Below are 17,007 nucleotides of genomic sequence, written 5' to 3'. Positions count from 1 at the left end.
TGGAACGTGCTTTCCCCTGGTGCGTCCTACGGCGCGAACCTGTACCCCATGCCCGCCTCGGTGAGCAGGTGCGCCGGATTGGCGGGATCGTTTTCCAGCTTGCGCCGCAACTGCGCCATGTAGACGCGCAGGTAGTGGGTTTCCTTGGCGTAGGCCGGACCCCACACCTCCGTAAGAATTTGCTGCTGGCTGACCAGGCGGCCGGGATTGCGCACCAACAGTTCCAGCACGCTCCATTCGGTGGGGGTCATCCGCACCGCCTCGCCGTGGCGGAAAACCTGCTTGTTGGCCAAATCCACGGTAAATTCAGCCGTCTCCACCCGTGGTTCGGCGGTCTGCGTGCCGGAACGCCGTGTGGCCGCCCGGAGCCTGGCCAGCAGTTCATCCAGACCAAAGGGTTTTGTCACGTAGTCGTCGGCGCCTGCGTCCAGCGCCTCCACTTTGTCGTGGGATCCGTGCCTGGCCGACAGCACAATGATGGGCACCTCGGTCCAGCCGCGCAACCCGGCAATCACATCCAGGCCGTCCATGTCCGGCAGCCCCAGGTCAAGGACGACGACGTCGATCGCCTGGGTTTGGGCGGCGGCCAGCGCCGTGGTCCCGTTGGGGGCCGGCACCACCGTGTAGCCGTGGGCGTGCAAGTTGATTTGGAGGGCGCGCAGAATCTGGGGTTCGTCGTCAACTACCAAAACCGTTGTCAAAGTTCAGTCCTCAAAGTGTCCTCATAATACCGGTGGAAAGCGGCATCCTAATGATCATGGTCAGGCCGCCGCCGGGGGTTTGTGCCGCTTCAAGCACGCCGCCCATAATTTCGGTAAAACCTTTGGCAACAGCCAGCCCCAGACCCACACCGGTGCCGCCCTGCGGACCGTAAGAGACGTCGTCGAGCCTTTGGAAGGGCTTGAACATGGCCATGACCTCAGCCGCTGGAACGCCCTTGCCATGATCCACCACGCGCAGTTCGCTGGCAGGGTGGCCGTTGATCGTGGCGCTGCCGCTGCCACCAATGGAACCCACCACCAGGATTTCCGAGTCGGGGGCGTACTTCACCGCGTTTTCCACAATGTTGGCAATGACCCGCTCCAGCAGGCCGGGATCGGCGTCGATGGCGGGCATATTGGGCGGCAGTTCCCGGCGCACCCGGTCCGAGGGGACACCATGCAAAGCCGCCGGCAATACTTCCTGCCACGCCACGGGCCCCACCACGGGGCTGACCATTTGAGCGCTCAGCCGGGACATGTCCAAAAGGTTGCCCACCAGGAGGTCCATCCTGTCCGAATAGTGCTCAATGGTGCCCAGCAGTTCGGCTTCGTCCTCGGGGCTGAACGTCACCTCATTCTGGCGCAGGCTGCTGACGGCCAGTTTGATGCCGGCCAGGGGTGTGCGCAGATCGTGGGACACCGCCCGCAAAACTGAGGTCCGGATGTTGTTGTCCTGGCTCAGTTGCAGGTTCTCGCGTTGGGTGACACTGAGCGCCTCGCGTTGTTCCAGGGCCAGCAGATGTGCACCAAAAGCGCTCAGCAGGCGCCTGTCACTGGCCGGCAAAATGCGCCCCGAAAGGCCCAGCATCCAGTGCTCGGACACCTCTTCAAGCGTGTCGGCCTGCTCGGGGATTTGCGGCGGTTCATCCCCCACGGAGGCTTCCATGCTCCAGCCGTTGCCGTCCTGGGCACTTGCGGGCTGGGCACCGGCTGACGTGGTGTTGCGAAATAGAGTCACCGCCCGCATGGCGAAATGGTCCCTGAGCTGTTCGAGCAGCACCTGCACGGTGTCCTGGGAGGCAAGGATTCCGCGGGCAAGTTCGCTCAAGGTGGCGGCCTCGGCGCCGGCCCTGATGGCTTCCCGCGAGCGCCGTGCGGATTGGTCAACAGCCAAGGCAACAGCCACGGCCACCAACAGGAAAACGGCCAGTGTCAGCAGATTTTCCGGGTCGCTGATGTTCAGGGTTCCCACGGGGGGTGCCGAGAAATAGTTCAGCAGCAAGCTCCCCCACACGGCGGCAAGCACCGCCGGCCACAGCCCACCCACAAGGGCAACGGCGACAGTCGCCGCCAGCTGGACAACCATGGTGGTCTGCAGGCTCAAGGCTCCCGTGAACAATTCCACGAGGATAGGGAGCGCCACAGCCAGGATAAATCCGGCCATGACGCGTTTTTTGTTTAGCTCACCCCGGTTGCGCACAGGTCCGCCGGAGCCACTCAGGGGGTGCGGGACCATGTGCACGTCCATGTCGCCGGCGTCGCGCACCACCCTCGCCCCCACACCTGGGCCATTGAGGAAGCCCAGGCGTGGTTTGCGGCGCGAGGAGCCGATGACTATTTGGGTGGCGCCCACATTCCTGGCAAAATCCAGCAGCGCAGCCGCGGGGTCCGCACCGCCCACAAAGTGGTAGGTGCCGCCCAGGTCCGTGACCAGTTGCCGCTGTCCTTCAAGGGCCGACGGCGCGTCCCCTGCAACGCCGTCGGACCGGGGCACGTGCACGGCGAGTAATTCTCCGCCGCTGACCCGGCTGAGGATACGGGCCGCACGGCGCAGCAGCACTTCGCCAACGGGTCCGCCGGGCAGCCCGACCACAACACGTTCGCGGGTGGGCCAGCTAGTGGCGATGCCGTGACTTTCCCTATAGGCAGCCACGCCTTCTTCCACCCTGTCGGCCAGCCACAGCAGCGCCAGTTCACGCAGCGCTGTGAGGTTTCCAAGCCTGAAGTAGTTGGCCAGCGCGGCGTCCACCTTGTCGGCGGCATACACGTGCCCGGTACTGAGCCGCTGGCGCAGCAGTTCCGGCGGGATGTCCACGAGCTCTATTTGGTCCGCCCGGCGCACAATGTCATCCGGCACGGTTTCTTGCTGGCGGACGCCGGTGATGGTCTCCACCACATCCCCCAGCGAGGCCAGGTGCTGGACGTTGACAGTTGAGTACACATTTATGCCCGCGGCAAGGAGCTCTTCCACATCCTGCCAGCGCTTGGCGTTGCCCGCCCCGGGAATGTTTGAGTGCGCGTATTCATCCACCAGGGCCAGGGCCGGCTTGCGGGCCAGCAGGGCTGCGAGGTCCAGTTCCGCAAAATCAGTGCCACGGTAGCTGATGACACGGGCCGGGAGGACCTCGAGTCCGGCAAGTTGCGCGCGGGTTTGCTCCCGGCCGTGGTCCAGGACAATGCCTGCCACCACGTCAACGCCTGCCGCGGCTTGGGCATGGCCTTCCTCCAGCATGGAGTAGGTCTTACCCACCCCGGGAGCTGCACCAAGGAAGATCCGCAATATGCCGCGCGTCATAGTTTATTCTCGCAGGCCTGTGGCGGTTTTCTGCACACCCGTCAGGGCAGCATTCAAGGTGGTGGTGTTCACCGATGGCTGGCCCAGAAAGGCGTTCACCCCGGTGCTGGTGTTCTGTGAAACCAGCTCCCGCACGGCTGCTTCGCTGAGCCCGTTGGCGGCCGCCACCCTCGGCACTTGCAGGGTTGCGTACGCCGGTGAAATGTCAGGATCCAGACCCGATCCACTGGCCGTGACTGCGTCGATGGGCACATCGCCCGGTGCTGCTTTCTCCCGTGCGGCCACCTCTGCCCGGTTGGTGGCAATCGCCTCCTCCAGTGCTGTCTGGTTGGGTCCCAGGTTGGTGGCCGACGACGTCGCCGGGTCCCATCCCACCGCCGAGGGCCGCGGGAAGAAGTAGGCGGTGCCGGTGACGGGCTGGGCCAGCAGCGAGGAGCCGGCAGCCTTGTCCCCGACTGTCAGAATGGAGCCGTTGGCCTGGGCCGGGGCCACTACCTGGCCCAAGCCAAAGATCAGCACCGGATAGGCCAGCCCCAAAAGCAGGGTGGCGCACAGCAGGAACCGCAAAGCCGTGAAAAGTTGACGTCCATAAGCGTTCATTGTGCTGTCCTTAATTTAGCGCTGGGCAATTGTGGGGATGAGTGAGACCAACAGGTCGATGAGCTTGATGCCGATGAACGGGGCGATGACGCCGCCCAGGCCAAAGATGAGCAGGTTCCGCGACAGGGCCTTGGCTGCCGAGACAGCCCGGTACTTCACCCCGCGCAGCGCCAACGGCACCAGCGCCACAATCACCAGGGCATTGAAGATGACAGCCGAGAGGATGGCGCTCTCGGGTGAGGCCAGCCCCATGATGTTCAGCAGCCCCAGCCCGGGGAACGTCGCCGCAAACAGGGCCGGCACAATGGCAAAGTACTTAGCAACGTCGTTCGCCACCGAAAAAGTGGTCAGCGATCCGCGCGTGATCAGCAACTGCTTGCCTATGCCCACAATGTCAATGAGCTTGGTGGGGTCCGAATCCAAATCCACCATGTTGGCCGCTTCCTTGGCCGCACTGGTGCCCGAATTCATGGCCACACCCACATCAGCCGCAGCCAGCGCCGGGGCATCATTGGTGCCATCGCCGGTCATGGCCACCAACCGGCCAGCCTCCTGCTCAGCCTTGATGACAGCCAGCTTGTCCTCCGGGGTGGCCTCGGCAACAAAGTCATCCACCCCGGCCTCAGCGGCAATGGCAGCGGCGGTGACCTTGTTGTCCCCGGTGATCATGATGGTCTTGATGCCCATGGCCCGCAATTCGGCGAAGCGTTCCTTCATCCCGGGCTTGACCACATCCGCCAGGTGAACCACACCCAAAACGTGCGCGCGCTCGCCGTCGTACGTGGCCACCAGCAGCGGGGTGCCACCTGTCCCGGAGATCGTCTGCACGGCGTTTTCGAGTTCCTGGGGCAGGAATCCGCCGCGTTCCTTTGCATAATGTTCGACGGCGGACGCCGCCCCCTTGCGCACCTCAAGGATGCTGTGGCCCGGGTTGGCGGGATGCCCCACCGGCAGGTTCAGTCCGCTCATTCGCGTGACGGCGCTGAACTCAATCACGTCAACATCCGGGGTGAGCGTTGCCGTTGCGTCCTGCGCAGCCTGCTTCTCTGGACCCTCGGCCAGATCCACAATGGAGCGGCCCTCGGGTGTCTCGTCTGCCAGCGAGGACAAGCGTGCCGTCTCGATGAGCAGTTGCTGGTTCACGCCGTCGGCCGCTATGAAGGCAACGGCTCGGCGATTGCCGTAGGTGATGGTGCCTGTCTTATCGAGCAGGAGGGTGGTGATGTCGCCGGCTGTTTCCACGGCCCGGCCTGAGGTGGCCAGGACGTTGCGTTGGATCAGCCTGTCCATGCCGGCGATGCCGATGGCCGGCACCAGCGCGCCGATGGTGGTGGGGATCAGGCAGACCAGCAACGCCACCAGAACCACCGGGGTGGGAAGTGCGCTGGCGAAGTTCGCCATGGGGGCCAGCGTCATGACGGCGACCACGAACACAATGGTCAGCGAGGCGAGCAGCACGTTCAACGCGATTTCGTTGGGCGTCTTTTGCCGGGTGGCGCCTTCCACCAGGGAGATCATCCTGTCCAGGAACGTCTTGCCGCTGGCCGCCGTGATGCGAATGACGATCCGGTCCGAGAGCACCATGGTGCCGCCCGTGACGGAGCTTCTATCCCCGCCCGATTCACGGATGACGGGGGCCGATTCGCCGGTGATGGCCGATTCGTCCACGCTGGCCAAGCCCTCAATGACGTCGCCGTCGCTGGGGATCAGGTCCCCCGCTTCACAGATCACGATGTCACCCACCTCGAGGTCGGTGCCGGGCACCAACTCCTCTTCATACTCGGCGTTACCCTCCCGACCCGCGCCGGACGCACCGGCGGGCACCAAGGCCCGGGTCCGGCGTCGTGCCATGACTGAGGTGCGGGCGGCACGCAGACTGTCAGCTTGGGCCTTGCCACGCCCCTCGGCAATGGCCTCGGACAAGTTGCCAAACAGTACAGTCAACCAAAGCCACACCGTGACAATGATGGAAAATACTGCCGAATCGGAGCCAATGGCCAGCTGCTGGACGCTAACTGCGGTGCAGACAATGGAGCCGATCAGCACGGTGAACATGACGGGCGAGTGAATCATTTGGCGGGGATCGAGCTTGCGGAAGGCCAGGGGCAGCGCCGCAAGGGTGTTATTCAGGTTCATTTCAGCAGTCCTTCAGCGGCCGGGCCCAGGGCGAGCGCGGGGAAGTAGGTAAGTGCGGTCAGGATCAAGGAGATGCCGCCCAACAGCACGGCAAAGAGCGGTCCGTGCGTGGCGAGTGTTCCCGTGGTTGCAGGGATTTTGCGTTGCTTCGCCAAGGAGCCTGCGAGCGCCAAAACCAGCGCTATGGGCAGGAATCGGCCGATCAGCATGGCCAGCGCCAGCATGGTGGCAAGCCCGGGACCTGCGCTGGTGATGCCACCAAAGGCGGAGCCGTTGTTGTTCGCGGCCGAGGTGAAGGCGTACAGGATTTCACTAAATCCGTGCGGGCCTTCGGCAGGGGCAGCTGCGGCCAGTGACGGGATGGCAACGGTGATGGCCGTGCCCAGCAATACCAGTGTGGGGGTGACCAGGATGTACAGGGCCACCAACTTCATCTGGGGCGCGCCAATCTTCTTGCCCAGGAACTCCGGGGTGCGCCCCACCATGAGGCCGCCAATGAACACCGCCACCACGGCCAGGATCAGCATTCCGTAGAGGCCTGAGCCCACGCCGCCGGGAGCAATCTCACCCAGCATCATGTTCAGCATGGCCAAGCCGCCGGCCAGGGGCGGCAGGGAATCGTGGGCAACGTTGACGGCGCCGGTTGAGGTGAGCGTGGTGGCTGTTGCGAACAAGGCGCTGGGTGCAACGCCCAGGCGCTGCTCAAATCCTTCACCCACGCTGGTGCCGTTGCCGTTGAAGGCGGCAATGGCCCACGCCATCAAGGTGGTGGAGGCCAGCCAGAACGCCACCATCACTGTCAGTACTGTGTAGCCCTGGCGTTTGTCGCCCACCATGCGTCCGTACATGGCCGGCAAGGAGAACGGGATCACCAGGATCAGGAACACCTGGAACAAGCTGCTGAATGCCGTGGGGTTTTCAAAGGGGTGGGCCGAGTTGGCGTTGAAGTAGCCGCCTCCATTGGTTCCCAGGAGCTTGATGGCTTCCTGCGAGGCCACCGGACCACCCGGAACCGTCTGCTGGGCGCCCGTGACGAGGGTGTGGATGCTGGTGCCGCCCCAGTTCTGGATGACGCCGGTGATCATCAGGACCACCGCGCCAATCACTGCCAGCGGTAGCAAGACGCGCAGGGTGCCGCGTGTCAGGTCGACCCAAAAGTTGCCGAGGTTGCTCGTTTGGGCCCTGGTGAAGCCGCGAATCAGGGCCACCACAACGGCCAGCCCCACAGCGGCACTGAGGAAGTTCTGCACAGCAAGGAGCATCATCTGTATCCCGAAGCCAAGAGTGGTTTCCGGGACATATGTCTGCCAGTTGGTGTTGGTGACAAAGGAGACTGCCGTGTTCATGGCAACCCACGGGTCAACGGCGCCCAGGCCCTGATTGAAGGGCAGGATTCCCTGCAGCAGCTGGCCAAGGAACAGCACCACGATGGAAACAATGCTGAATGCCAGCAGCGAGCGCAGATACACCTTCCAGTGCTGGTCAGCCTGCGGGTCGACGCCGGAGAGTTTGTAGAGTCCGCTTTCCACCGCCAAATGCTTGTGACTGGTGAACGTGTTCGCCAAGTACTTGCCCAGGGGCTGGTGCAGGGCAGCCAGCACCACTATCAAGACGGCCAGCTGGGTGGCCAGCGAGAAAATACTAAGGTCCATGGTGTCCGCTCACCACTTCTCGGGGCGGATGAGGGCAACCAGCAGGTACACCAGCAAGGCCAGCCCCACCAGCCCCAAAATTAACCACGTCGCTAAATCCACAACAGTCCTACTTTCACAATGTGCGTTGATGTCTTTCTCAATCGCACACCCGTGGCGTGGGCTTGGAGCTTGTTTTTACGTGTTCTTTACGCTGTTTAGGGCAATCTTGACGGCTTCCTGACAGCGCGCAGGATTCATGCGATTACGCCGAGAAACCGCCGTCGGCCTTGATCAGCTGGCCATTGACCCAGCGCCCGCCCGCCGAGAGCAGGAAAGCCACGGTGGGCGCAACATCAGCGGGGGTTCCCAGCCGCCCGCCCGCCCGGTTGCAGCGCCGTCATGGCCGCGCGGGTGGCCTCGTCCATCCAGCCGGTGTCCACCGGGCCGGGGTTGAGCACATTGGCGCTGATGCCCTGTCCGCCCAGCTCCCTGGCCGCCGCAATGACAATCCTGTCCAGGGCGCCCTTGGATGCGCCGTACGGCAGGTTGAACGCCGTGTGGTCGCTTGTCAGCGCAACGATGGCGCCGCCGTCGGGCGTGGCCTGCCGGGCAAAGGCCGCAATCAGCTGCCAGCTGGCGCGGGTGTTGACGGCAAAGTGCCGCTCAAAACTCTCCAGCGAGGTGTCCAGGATCCCCGAGTCCACCGACTCGCAGTGCGAGAGCACCATGCCCGCCAGGGGGCCGGCCTGCTGCGCAATTTGGGCCATGAGGCGTTCGACGGCGGAGGGGTCGCCAAGGTCGGCCGGCAGCGCCCACACCGTGGCGCCCGCGGCCTCAAGCTCCGCGGTGAGGGTGTCGATGTCCTCCGGCTGGATCCCCCAGGGCATGCGCTCGTCATACTCCTGCCAGTAGTTCAGGACCAGGTCCCAGCCATCCGCAGCGAGTGCGCGGGCAATCCCGGCGCCGATTCCCACTGTGCGGCCCACACCTGTAATCAAGGCAATTTTCTTGTGCATGGCCCCCAGCCTATGTGCGGGAGCCTCCGCCGCAGGGCAGCGTGAACTTATGCGCCGAGCTGGCGGCGGGTTCTGCGCATAAATACTTATGCGCAAGACTCGCTGCGAGTTCACCGCATAAGTTTACGATGTAGCTTGGAGGGGTCCCCATTGCTTAGCGAAAGGCCGTCATGACTCCCTCATTGCCCACACCGAAGCCCGGCGGAACATCTGAGGGCGGCTTTGTGCCGGGACGGGTTACGCGCAGGGCGGCCGCGCCGGCAGGAACGCCCGGAGCCATCCCCGCCAAGGCGGTCCCGGGCACCGGCGCCGGCAAGGCAGTCCCAGGCAAGGCGGGCAAAAAGCAGGCCAAGGCGGCAACGCCCGCCAAGGCCGCCGCGAACACGGCCTCGATCAGTGCCACCATTCGGGAGGCGGCCGCCGCCGCAAAACGGCGGGTCCTGGCCATCACCAACGCCCATGTGGTCCCCATTGATGGGGAACCGTTCACCGGGACTGTCCTGGTTGAAGGCGGCAAGATCCTGGGACTTGGCGCCTCCCTCCAGGTCCCCGAGGGCGCCGACATTGTGGATGCCAAGGGCCAGTGGCTGCTGCCCGGTTTTATCGACGCCCACGTGCACTTGGGCATGGACCCCGAAGGCGAGCTGGAGTCCGCCAGCGACGTCAATGAGATGACGGATCCCGTCATGGCGGGGGTCCGGGCCATTGACGCGGTGGACCCCTTTGACCCCGGCTTTGACGATGCCCTGGCCGGCGGCATCACGGCCGTCAACGTGAATCCCGGTTCCGGCAACCCGATCGGCGGGCTGGCGGTGGCGCTGCACACGCACGGGCGGTACATCGAGGAAATGGTGCTCCGCTCCCCCAGCGGGCTGAAGTCGGCCCTGGGCGAGAACCCCAAGACCGTGTACGGCGAGAAGAAGAAGACGCCCTCCACCCGGCTCGGCACGGCCCTGGTGATCCGGCAGGCATTCATGGCCGCGCAAAACTGGCTGGCGCAACCCGAACCGCGCCCCCGCGACGCCCACATGGAGGCCCTGGCCATGGTGCTCCGCAAGGAGATCCCCTGGCGCCAGCACTGCCACCGCGCCGACGACATTGCCACGGCCATCCGACTGGCCGACGAGTTCGGCTATGACCTGGTCATTGACCACGGCACGGAGGCCCATGTGCTGGGCGATGTCCTGGCCGCCCGCGGCACTCCTGTGCTGATTGGGCCGCTGTTCACCAGCAAGTCCAAGCCCGAATTGCGGGGCCGCTCCATTGCCAACCCGGGCAAGCTGGCCGCGGCCGGCGTCGAAATTTCCATCATCACCGACCACCCCGTGGTGCCCATCGGCTTCCTGGTCCACCAGGCCGCGTTCGCCGTGAAGGAAGGCCTGGACCGGGACACGGCCCTGCGCGCCATCACCATCAACCCGGCCAAGGCGCTGGGCCTGGACCACCGGATGGGCTCGCTCAAGGCGGGCAAGGATGCCGACCTGGTGCTGTGGAGCGGCGACCCCCTGGACATCATGTCTCGGGCGATGGGCGTGTTCATCGGCGGCAAGCAGGTTTACACGTACGACGCCGTTGCCCACGCAGGTGCCAGCGCCTCCCGCGTGTAGGGGCAACGTGTAGGGGCAAGACAAACTGACCCGCAGAAGTGGTCGAAAAAACACGATTTCGCGCTGTTTTTCGACCACTTCTGCGGGTCAGTTTGTCTTGGTGCGGCCTCGGTTAGGCCGGGAGCTGCAGCACTGCTCCGGTGAAGATAAGGTCCTGGTGGATCACTGTGTCGGCATTCGCCTGGAACAGGGTCTCCCACCCTCCTTCGATGCCCAGCTTGTCGGCAATGATGCTCAGGGTGTCGCCCGATTCGATGGTGTAGGTCTCACCACTCAGCGCAACGTCAATCGCGGCGGGAGCCTGTGCTGCGGGAGCCTGCTCCACTGGTGCTTGCTGGAGCGGGGGCTCGACGGGGGCCTGCTCCAGGGGCACTACCTCAGCGGACTGTGCAGCCACCGGGGCAGGCGCAGCTGGAACTGCAGCGGGTGAATAAGCTTCCCCGCCGCCACCGCTCAAGCCAAGCTGCGCGGCACAGGAAGGCCATGCTCCCCAGCCCTGTCCCGCCTGAACACGTTCTGCCACGGCTATCTGCTGTTCGCGGGAAGCATTTTCCGGTGAACCGGTTCCGCCGAAGGCAGCCCAGGTGCTGGGCGTAAATTGCAGGCCGCCGGAGAATCCGTTGCCCGTGTTGATGGCCCAGTTGCCGCCGCTTTCACACTGGGCGAGGGCATCCCAGGTGCCGCCGTCGGCCGCGTTAGCCCCGGTTCCAGCAACGGCCAGCCCGCCCCCGGCTAGGGCACCAATAGCCAAGACGCGGCCGATGTTGCGTGTAATTGTAGAGTTTTTCATCGATGCGTTCTCCCGAAGGCCACCTGCGCTCCATCCGTCCCCGGACATCCGTGCGCCACCGTCCAACCTGTAGATATGGAGGTTGTTTCCGTGGCCTTCCGCATGACGGTGTGCGGTGTTGGAAGGCCCGGGCATTCGTGGGGGCAAAAGGCGCCGCCCGCCCCGTAGGGCATAACCAACCCTAAAACGATATCGAATCGATACGCAAATCAGCTAAGTGTTACCTTACTGTCACTCATTTTCACAGCCCGATGGTGTATGTCGATGGCCGTCACCTCTACGTCTGGCGGTCATGCGTGCAGTTGCACGGGGTAAGGTGCGCTATGGTTCACGCGTGAGGAAATCCCCCAAGGCGGTCTCCAGTGCGGCGGCCGCCCAGCTCAGCTCCATCAATGGCTCCACCATCAGCGACACCTCCCACATGCGTGCCATCAACGCCCGGGCAATCTTTCAAGTCCTGCGCCGTGACGCGTGGGAACCGACCCTGACAGACCTCAAGGAAGCCACGGGGCTCTCACGCCCCACCCTGGAAGCAGGTTTGGCCGAGCTGGCTGCCAAGGGCTGGGTTGCAGAGCTGAGTCCTGTGGAGAAACCGCTGCATTCGGGGCGGCCGGCCAGGCGGTATCGTTTCCTTGCCGAGTCTGGTTGCGTGGCGGGAATCGATGTTGGCCCCAACAAAGTTGACCTGCATGTGGCCGATCTTCGCGGGGACCTGCTGGCAACCAGCAGGGTCTATCCCGCAGCCAATGCGCCACTGACCCCGACCATGGTGCACGCCATGCTCGCAGAGCTGCTGGACCGGCCGGCACTGGCAGGGCGAACCCTGCACATGGTAACGGTGGGCGTGCCTGGCGTGGTCAACAACGCCGGAGAACTAACCCATTCCTTTGTCATGCCCCATTGGGCCAATGTCGCGGTCCGCGAGGAACTGGCTGCCCTGATGGGTGCCGCCGTGCGCCTGGAAAATGACGCCAATCTGGCGACACAAACAGAATTCAGCATTGGCTCGGGCCAGCACAGCGACAGCATGATTTACCTGATGCTGGGCACCCGCATCAGCTCCGGGTCCATCATCAATGGGCGGCTGCACCGTGGCGCCCACGGCGCAGCCGGAGAAGTTGGCTCCCTGCCCACCCGCCTGTGGCCGGACGTCCGTCTGGAATTGTTGAGCGAGCTGCGCCAACGCCCTGCCACTGGCAGCGCCGAAACCGAGCGCAGCGACTCAGACCTGATGCAGGAAGTTTTTACCACGGCCTCAGCCGGTGATCCCGTGGCAACAGCGCGCGTCCGGAGATTTGTGGCGGGCATTGCCGACGCCCTGATGGTCCTGCTCTTGGCGCTGGACCCGGAGTTGGTGGTGGTGGGCGGCGGCACTGCCCGTGCCGGGGAGGCGCTTCTTGAGCCCCTTCAACAGGCCCTCAATGTGCGCACCCTGGTGCCCGTTCCGGTGGAACTTGCCACCCATGCCGACGGCGCGGTGGTAGAAGGGGCGCTGCTGACAGCCCTGGCAGATCTCAGGGCTGACGTCTTCGGCGGGTAGCGCCGCCGTGTTGGCGCCCGCGTGGTACCGGGCGTCCAGAACCACCCTCGAGAGCCTGATTGGCAGGTCCCAGTCGCCTAAGAGGTCCTACAACTGGTCGGATTTAAAGTGTGAGTAATATTACAATGCCTTTGCATTATTCACTTATGCTATCCATAACATTGCTCCCTCCGTCTTGCCAAGCACCAGAAGCCGCACAGGTGCCACGCATCCACTCCAGCAAAGGACCTTGCGTATGAAAACCTCACGATTTAGTTGGCGCAACTTAGTTGGCTTCGGTGCCGCCACAGCCGTCGTGGCTGTATCGGCTTCACTTTTGGGCCCCATCTCCCCCGCGGGTGCGGTACCCACAGCGCCACTCGCAGCCCAGATCGGCGCCGGAGCCGAGCCTGCCGCCACGGTCTTGGACAAATTGGTTGGAGCTGACGCCGGGAAATTCGATCTGAAGATCATCGCCAAAAATGCCGGCCAGGACACCTACAAGGTCACAGCCACTGGCGGCCGGGTGACCATTGAAGGCTCCACCCCCGCCACCATCCTTGCCGGCTTCAACGCCTATGTGGGCCAGGTCCTGCACCAGTCAACATCCTGGAACAGCAATTCCTTGAAACTGCCGGCAACGCTGCCGGGCACAGCGCTGATTCAGAACACGGCCAATGTCCAGCACCGCTTTGTCAACAACGACGTCGAGGACGGCTACACGGGCGCCTACCGTTCCCTGCAGCAGTGGAAGGACATGATTAACACCTTCGCCCTGCACGGCCTCAACGAGGTCTTCATGCCGGTGGGCGCTGAGGCGGTCTACTTGGATGTCCTGAAGCAGTTTGGCTACAGCGAGGCGGAAGTCCTCGCCTGGATCCCCCAATCGGCCCATCAGCCGTGGTGGTTGCTGCAGAACATGTCAGCAGATCCCCACCCGATCACGCTGAACACGGTCAACCAGCGCGCGGCCCTGGGCAAGGACATTGCCAATTACATCCGTTCACTGGGCATGGTGCCCGTTCTGCCGGGCTACTTCGGCACGGTTCCGGCCGGATTCAAGGCCAAGAACCCGACAGCCTCGGTGGTCCCGCAGGGCAATTGGGTGGGCGGCTACCAGCGCCCCGACTGGCTGGATCCCAACAACGTGGTGTTCCCACAGATCGCCAAGGCCTTCTACGACGCCTCCACTGCGCGCCTGGGCGCATCCTCCATGTACAAGATGGACCTGCTCCATGAGGGTGGCATCGCCGGAACCGTCAACGTTTCCACGGCAACAGTAGCCGTGGAAAAGGCCCTGCAAACAGCCCACATGGACGCCATTTGGGTGCTCTTGGGCTGGCAGAACAACCCGCCACAGGCCGTTGCCGCGGCGGCGAACCCGGCCACCACCTTCATCGTGGACGGCATCTCGGACCGGTACAACAACCAAAACCGTGACGCCACCTGGAAGGGCATCCCCTACGCTTTCGGCACCATCTGGAACTTTGGCGGGCACACCACCATGGGCTCGCAGCTGTCCGTCCAGAACACGCGCTACTTTGAATGGCTGAACAAGCCCGGCAGCGCCATGAAGGGGCTGGCCATCATGCCCGAGGGCGGCGACAACAATCCGGCAGCCTTCGACTTCTTTGCCGGCCTGGCCTGGCGCAGCGCCCCCACGGACCTCACCGCATGGTTCAGCGACTTCGCCCAGCGGCGCTACGGTGTGGCAGACGCCAACGCGGCAGCGGCTTGGGATGTGCTGCGACAGACCGCATACGACCTGCCCGCCAATGACGGCTGGAGTGAAGCTGCCGATGGCCTGTTTGGTGCCGCACCGTCGCTGACTGTCAACAAAGCGGCGGCCTGGTCCCCCGGCTCGCAGCGCTACAACATGGACACGTTCGCCACGGCACTGCCCAAGCTCCTGGCCGCCAGCCCGGCCGTCAAGGCCACCGACACCTACAAATACGACCTCATGGATGTTTCCCGCCAGGTGCTCTCCAACCTCTCCCGGACCATGCTGCCCAAGATCAAGAAGGCGTACGACGCCGGTGAGGTTGCCGAATTCGAAGAGCTCACCACCTTGTGGCTGGAGTCCATGGACCTCATGGACAAGATTGCCGGCACCAACTCCCAGCAGTTGCTGGGCAGCTGGATCAAACAGGCACGCGATTTCACCACAATTGCCGCGGACAAGGCAGGCATGGAAGCCGACCAGCGCTCCCTTGTCAGCCTCTGGTCCCCCGGCATGTCCAACCTCAACGACTATGCCAACCGTGAATGGAACGGCCTGGTGGGCGGTTACTACAAGGCCCGCTGGAGCGCCTACTTCACGTCCTTGGAGCAGAAGATGACGGGCAGCGGGCCCGGCACCGCCCCGAACTTCGCGGCCCTGGGTGCTGCGTTTATCAACGGCACGGGCCCCTACGAGCCCGCCGGAGGCTACCCAACCACCGCAACAGGTGACATGGTCGCCTTAGCGACTGACGCCGTCGTGCGCTACAACGAGGTCATCAACTTCATCCCGGCCTTGCCTGTGCTGCCCGCTCCCCCGGGCAATGGCAAGACCCAGCTGTCCGAGCTGCCGTTCGTGTCCAACGAGTCGGACGCGTCGCTGGGGCCGATTGGGCGCAACACAGCCATTGGCGACAACACCACCAAGGTGCGCAACAAGATCACCCTGGCCGGCATCGTATACGAGAAGGGCCTGGGCGTGAACTCGCCCTCCACGATCGTGTTCAACCTGGGCGGGAAGTGCACGAACTTCTCCGCAACAGCCGGCATCGACAGCACCATGGACGCCTCCGGCAAGACACCCAACGTGATTTTCAATGTGCTCGGCGACGGCACCAGCATCTACACCTCGGGCGCCTTCACGGGCACCACCGGAGCCGCACCGCAGGCGCCGGTGAAGATCTCCGTGGATGTCACAGGCGTGCAGCTGCTGACGTTGAACGTAGACCCGAACGGTGTGAATTGGTTTGACCGTGCCAACTGGGCCGACGCGATGGTTACATGCGGCGGGGACCAGCCCGCCCCGGCAGCCCCGGGGAACGGTGTGACCCAGTTGTCGCACCTGCCGTTCCTGGCTGCTGACTTTGATCCCGCGTTTGGTTTGGTTGCCCGCGACACCGAGATTGGCGACGCCGCAACCCGCGTGCGCCGTCCGTTGATGCTGAACAATGTCACTTACGCAACCGGTTTGGGCGTCCAAGCCCCCACAACGCTGGAGTTCAACGTGGGCGGGCGCTGCAGCGTCTTCCAGGCGTTGGCCGGCATTGACGGCACCATGGACCAGGCCGGCAAGACCCCGTCTGTCACGTTCATTGTCCTTGGCGACGGCGTTCAGCTCTTCACCAGCGGTGAGGTCACCGGTGGCGAGCCCAAGTCCATCAACGTCCCCATCAAGGGAGTCAAGAAGCTGACGCTGAAAGTCACCGAGGGCACTGTCAACTTCTTTGACAGGGCCAACTGGGCCAACGCCCGCGTCACCTGCGCCGATCCCGAGACTGCCCCGGTAACTACCGCCACTCTCCCGGCAGCGTCCGCCTCCGGGTGGCACACTGTTGCCCCCTCCCTGACCTTGACCACGGAGCCCGCCAAGGTTCTGCGGAGTGAGTACAAGCTTGGAGCAGGTGCATGGACTGTGTACACAGCACCCATCGCCCTGCCCGAAGGTGCTGCGAGCGTTTCCTACCGCTCCGTGGCTTTGGGTGGAACCGAGGAAACGGCCAAGACCTTGGGGACTGTCAAGGTGGACACCATCCGCCCCACGGTTGCCTCGAGCGTTTCCCAGCGCATGGTCACCTTCACCGGAGCCGATGCAGGCTCCGGTGTGGCGTCCATTGAGTCCAGTGCCGACGGCGGGGCCACCTGGCGCAGTTACAGTGCACCCATTGCAGCCGGCGACGTCGCGCTGACACTGACTTACCGGTCAAGGGACGTTGCCGGCAACACCTCTGCGCCGGTCACGCAGCTGGTCATTGACGCCGTCCCCACTCCCGGCGCAACCCCGTCGGCCACGGCTTCAGGATTGGCATCTGCCTCAGCAACCCCGAGTTCCACGGGATCCGCGACGGCGAGCGCCAGCGCAACGTCCACGGCAGGCAGCAGCACCCCGGGCGCCACGCCGTCGAACAGCACAAGCCCGACAGCCACAGCCGCTACAAGCGAGTTGTCCCACACCGGCGCAGGGTCAACCCCCTTGCTGATCATGGGCATGGTGGTTCTGCTGCTGGGAACCGTGCTGACCCTGGCGCGCCGCAGAGCACAGCACGGCTAACAGGCCAATAGCAACAACAACAGACGCTCCTTCAGAAGCGGTATCTGTCAACCTGTTTGAGAGAGATTGACGTTTTGTTGAGTTCGTTGTTTGGGGTCGTTGATGGCGACGTAGGCGTCGATCTGGGGTGCCATGGGTCGGCGGGTGAATCGTGAGGGATTG

At 64.0% G+C, this 17,007-nt stretch carries 10 protein-coding genes and 1 pseudogene; 3 read left to right on the top strand and 8 right to left on the bottom strand.

What is annotated here, in order from left to right:
- Positions 1-26: 26 nt before the first annotated feature.
- From CVS28_RS18365 to CVS28_RS18335, 7 genes and pseudogenes are all read right to left on the bottom strand, one after another.
- Complete coding sequence (locus CVS28_RS18365) at positions 27-701, bottom strand: response regulator (protein ID WP_103464925.1); 675 nt, start codon at positions 699-701, stop codon at positions 27-29.
- A 10-nt stretch (positions 702-711) separates the two neighbouring features.
- Positions 712-3,276: a DUF4118 domain-containing protein gene (locus tag CVS28_RS18360; protein WP_103464926.1), complete on the bottom strand. Its 2,565-nt coding sequence runs from the start codon at positions 3,274-3,276 to the stop codon at positions 712-714.
- A gap of 3 nt (positions 3,277-3,279) precedes the next feature.
- The gene (kdpC, locus tag CVS28_RS18355) at positions 3,280-3,876 is read right to left on the bottom strand and encodes a potassium-transporting ATPase subunit KdpC (RefSeq protein WP_103464927.1); all 597 of its coding nucleotides are present in this window, start codon (positions 3,874-3,876) and stop codon (positions 3,280-3,282) included.
- Between the two features lie 15 nt (positions 3,877-3,891).
- Entirely contained in the window at positions 3,892-6,012 is a 2,121-nt protein-coding gene (gene kdpB, locus CVS28_RS18350) for a potassium-transporting ATPase subunit KdpB (RefSeq protein ID WP_103464928.1), read from the bottom strand.
- Positions 6,009-7,664, bottom strand: a complete 1,656-nt coding sequence (gene kdpA / locus CVS28_RS18345; RefSeq protein ID WP_103464929.1) for a potassium-transporting ATPase subunit KdpA — start codon at positions 7,662-7,664, stop codon at positions 6,009-6,011. The genes kdpB and kdpA overlap by 4 nt, the downstream gene beginning before the upstream one ends.
- 9 nt (positions 7,665-7,673) lie before the next feature.
- Complete coding sequence (gene kdpF / locus CVS28_RS18340) at positions 7,674-7,766, bottom strand: K(+)-transporting ATPase subunit F (protein WP_103482414.1); 93 nt, start codon at positions 7,764-7,766, stop codon at positions 7,674-7,676.
- 142 nt (positions 7,767-7,908) lie between these two features.
- Positions 7,909-8,662 (bottom strand): annotated as a pseudogene (locus CVS28_RS18335) (SDR family oxidoreductase).
- Positions 8,663-8,832: 170 nt separating this feature from the next.
- Here CVS28_RS18335 and CVS28_RS18330 point away from each other — a divergent pair.
- Positions 8,833-10,269, top strand: a complete 1,437-nt coding sequence (locus tag CVS28_RS18330; RefSeq protein WP_207767459.1) for an amidohydrolase — start codon at positions 8,833-8,835, stop codon at positions 10,267-10,269.
- A 112-nt stretch (positions 10,270-10,381) separates the two neighbouring features.
- Here the strand turns inward: CVS28_RS18330 and CVS28_RS18325 are convergent, their stop codons facing one another.
- Complete coding sequence (locus CVS28_RS18325; protein WP_103482413.1) at positions 10,382-11,059, bottom strand: LysM peptidoglycan-binding domain-containing protein; 678 nt, start codon at positions 11,057-11,059, stop codon at positions 10,382-10,384.
- A 334-nt stretch (positions 11,060-11,393) separates the two neighbouring features.
- On the opposite strand from CVS28_RS18325, the gene CVS28_RS18320 reads away from it, so the two are divergent.
- Positions 11,394-12,599 carry an ROK family protein gene (locus tag CVS28_RS18320; protein ID WP_165788205.1) on the top strand — a complete coding sequence of 402 codons (1,206 nt, stop codon included), beginning with the start codon at positions 11,394-11,396 and terminating at the stop codon, positions 12,597-12,599.
- 235 nt (positions 12,600-12,834) lie between these two features.
- A complete protein-coding gene (locus CVS28_RS18315; protein ID WP_103482411.1) occupies positions 12,835-16,845 on the top strand; it encodes an alpha-N-acetylglucosaminidase TIM-barrel domain-containing protein in 4,011 nt (1,336 codons plus the stop codon).
- Positions 16,846-17,007: the final 162 nt, after the last annotated feature.

This window comes from Arthrobacter glacialis, assembly GCF_002909415.1.
GTDB classification, from domain to species: domain Bacteria; phylum Actinomycetota; class Actinomycetes; order Actinomycetales; family Micrococcaceae; genus Specibacter; species Specibacter glacialis.
Note: the sequence above shows the minus strand (reverse complement) of the source record. Positions and strands in the feature narration are given on the sequence as shown.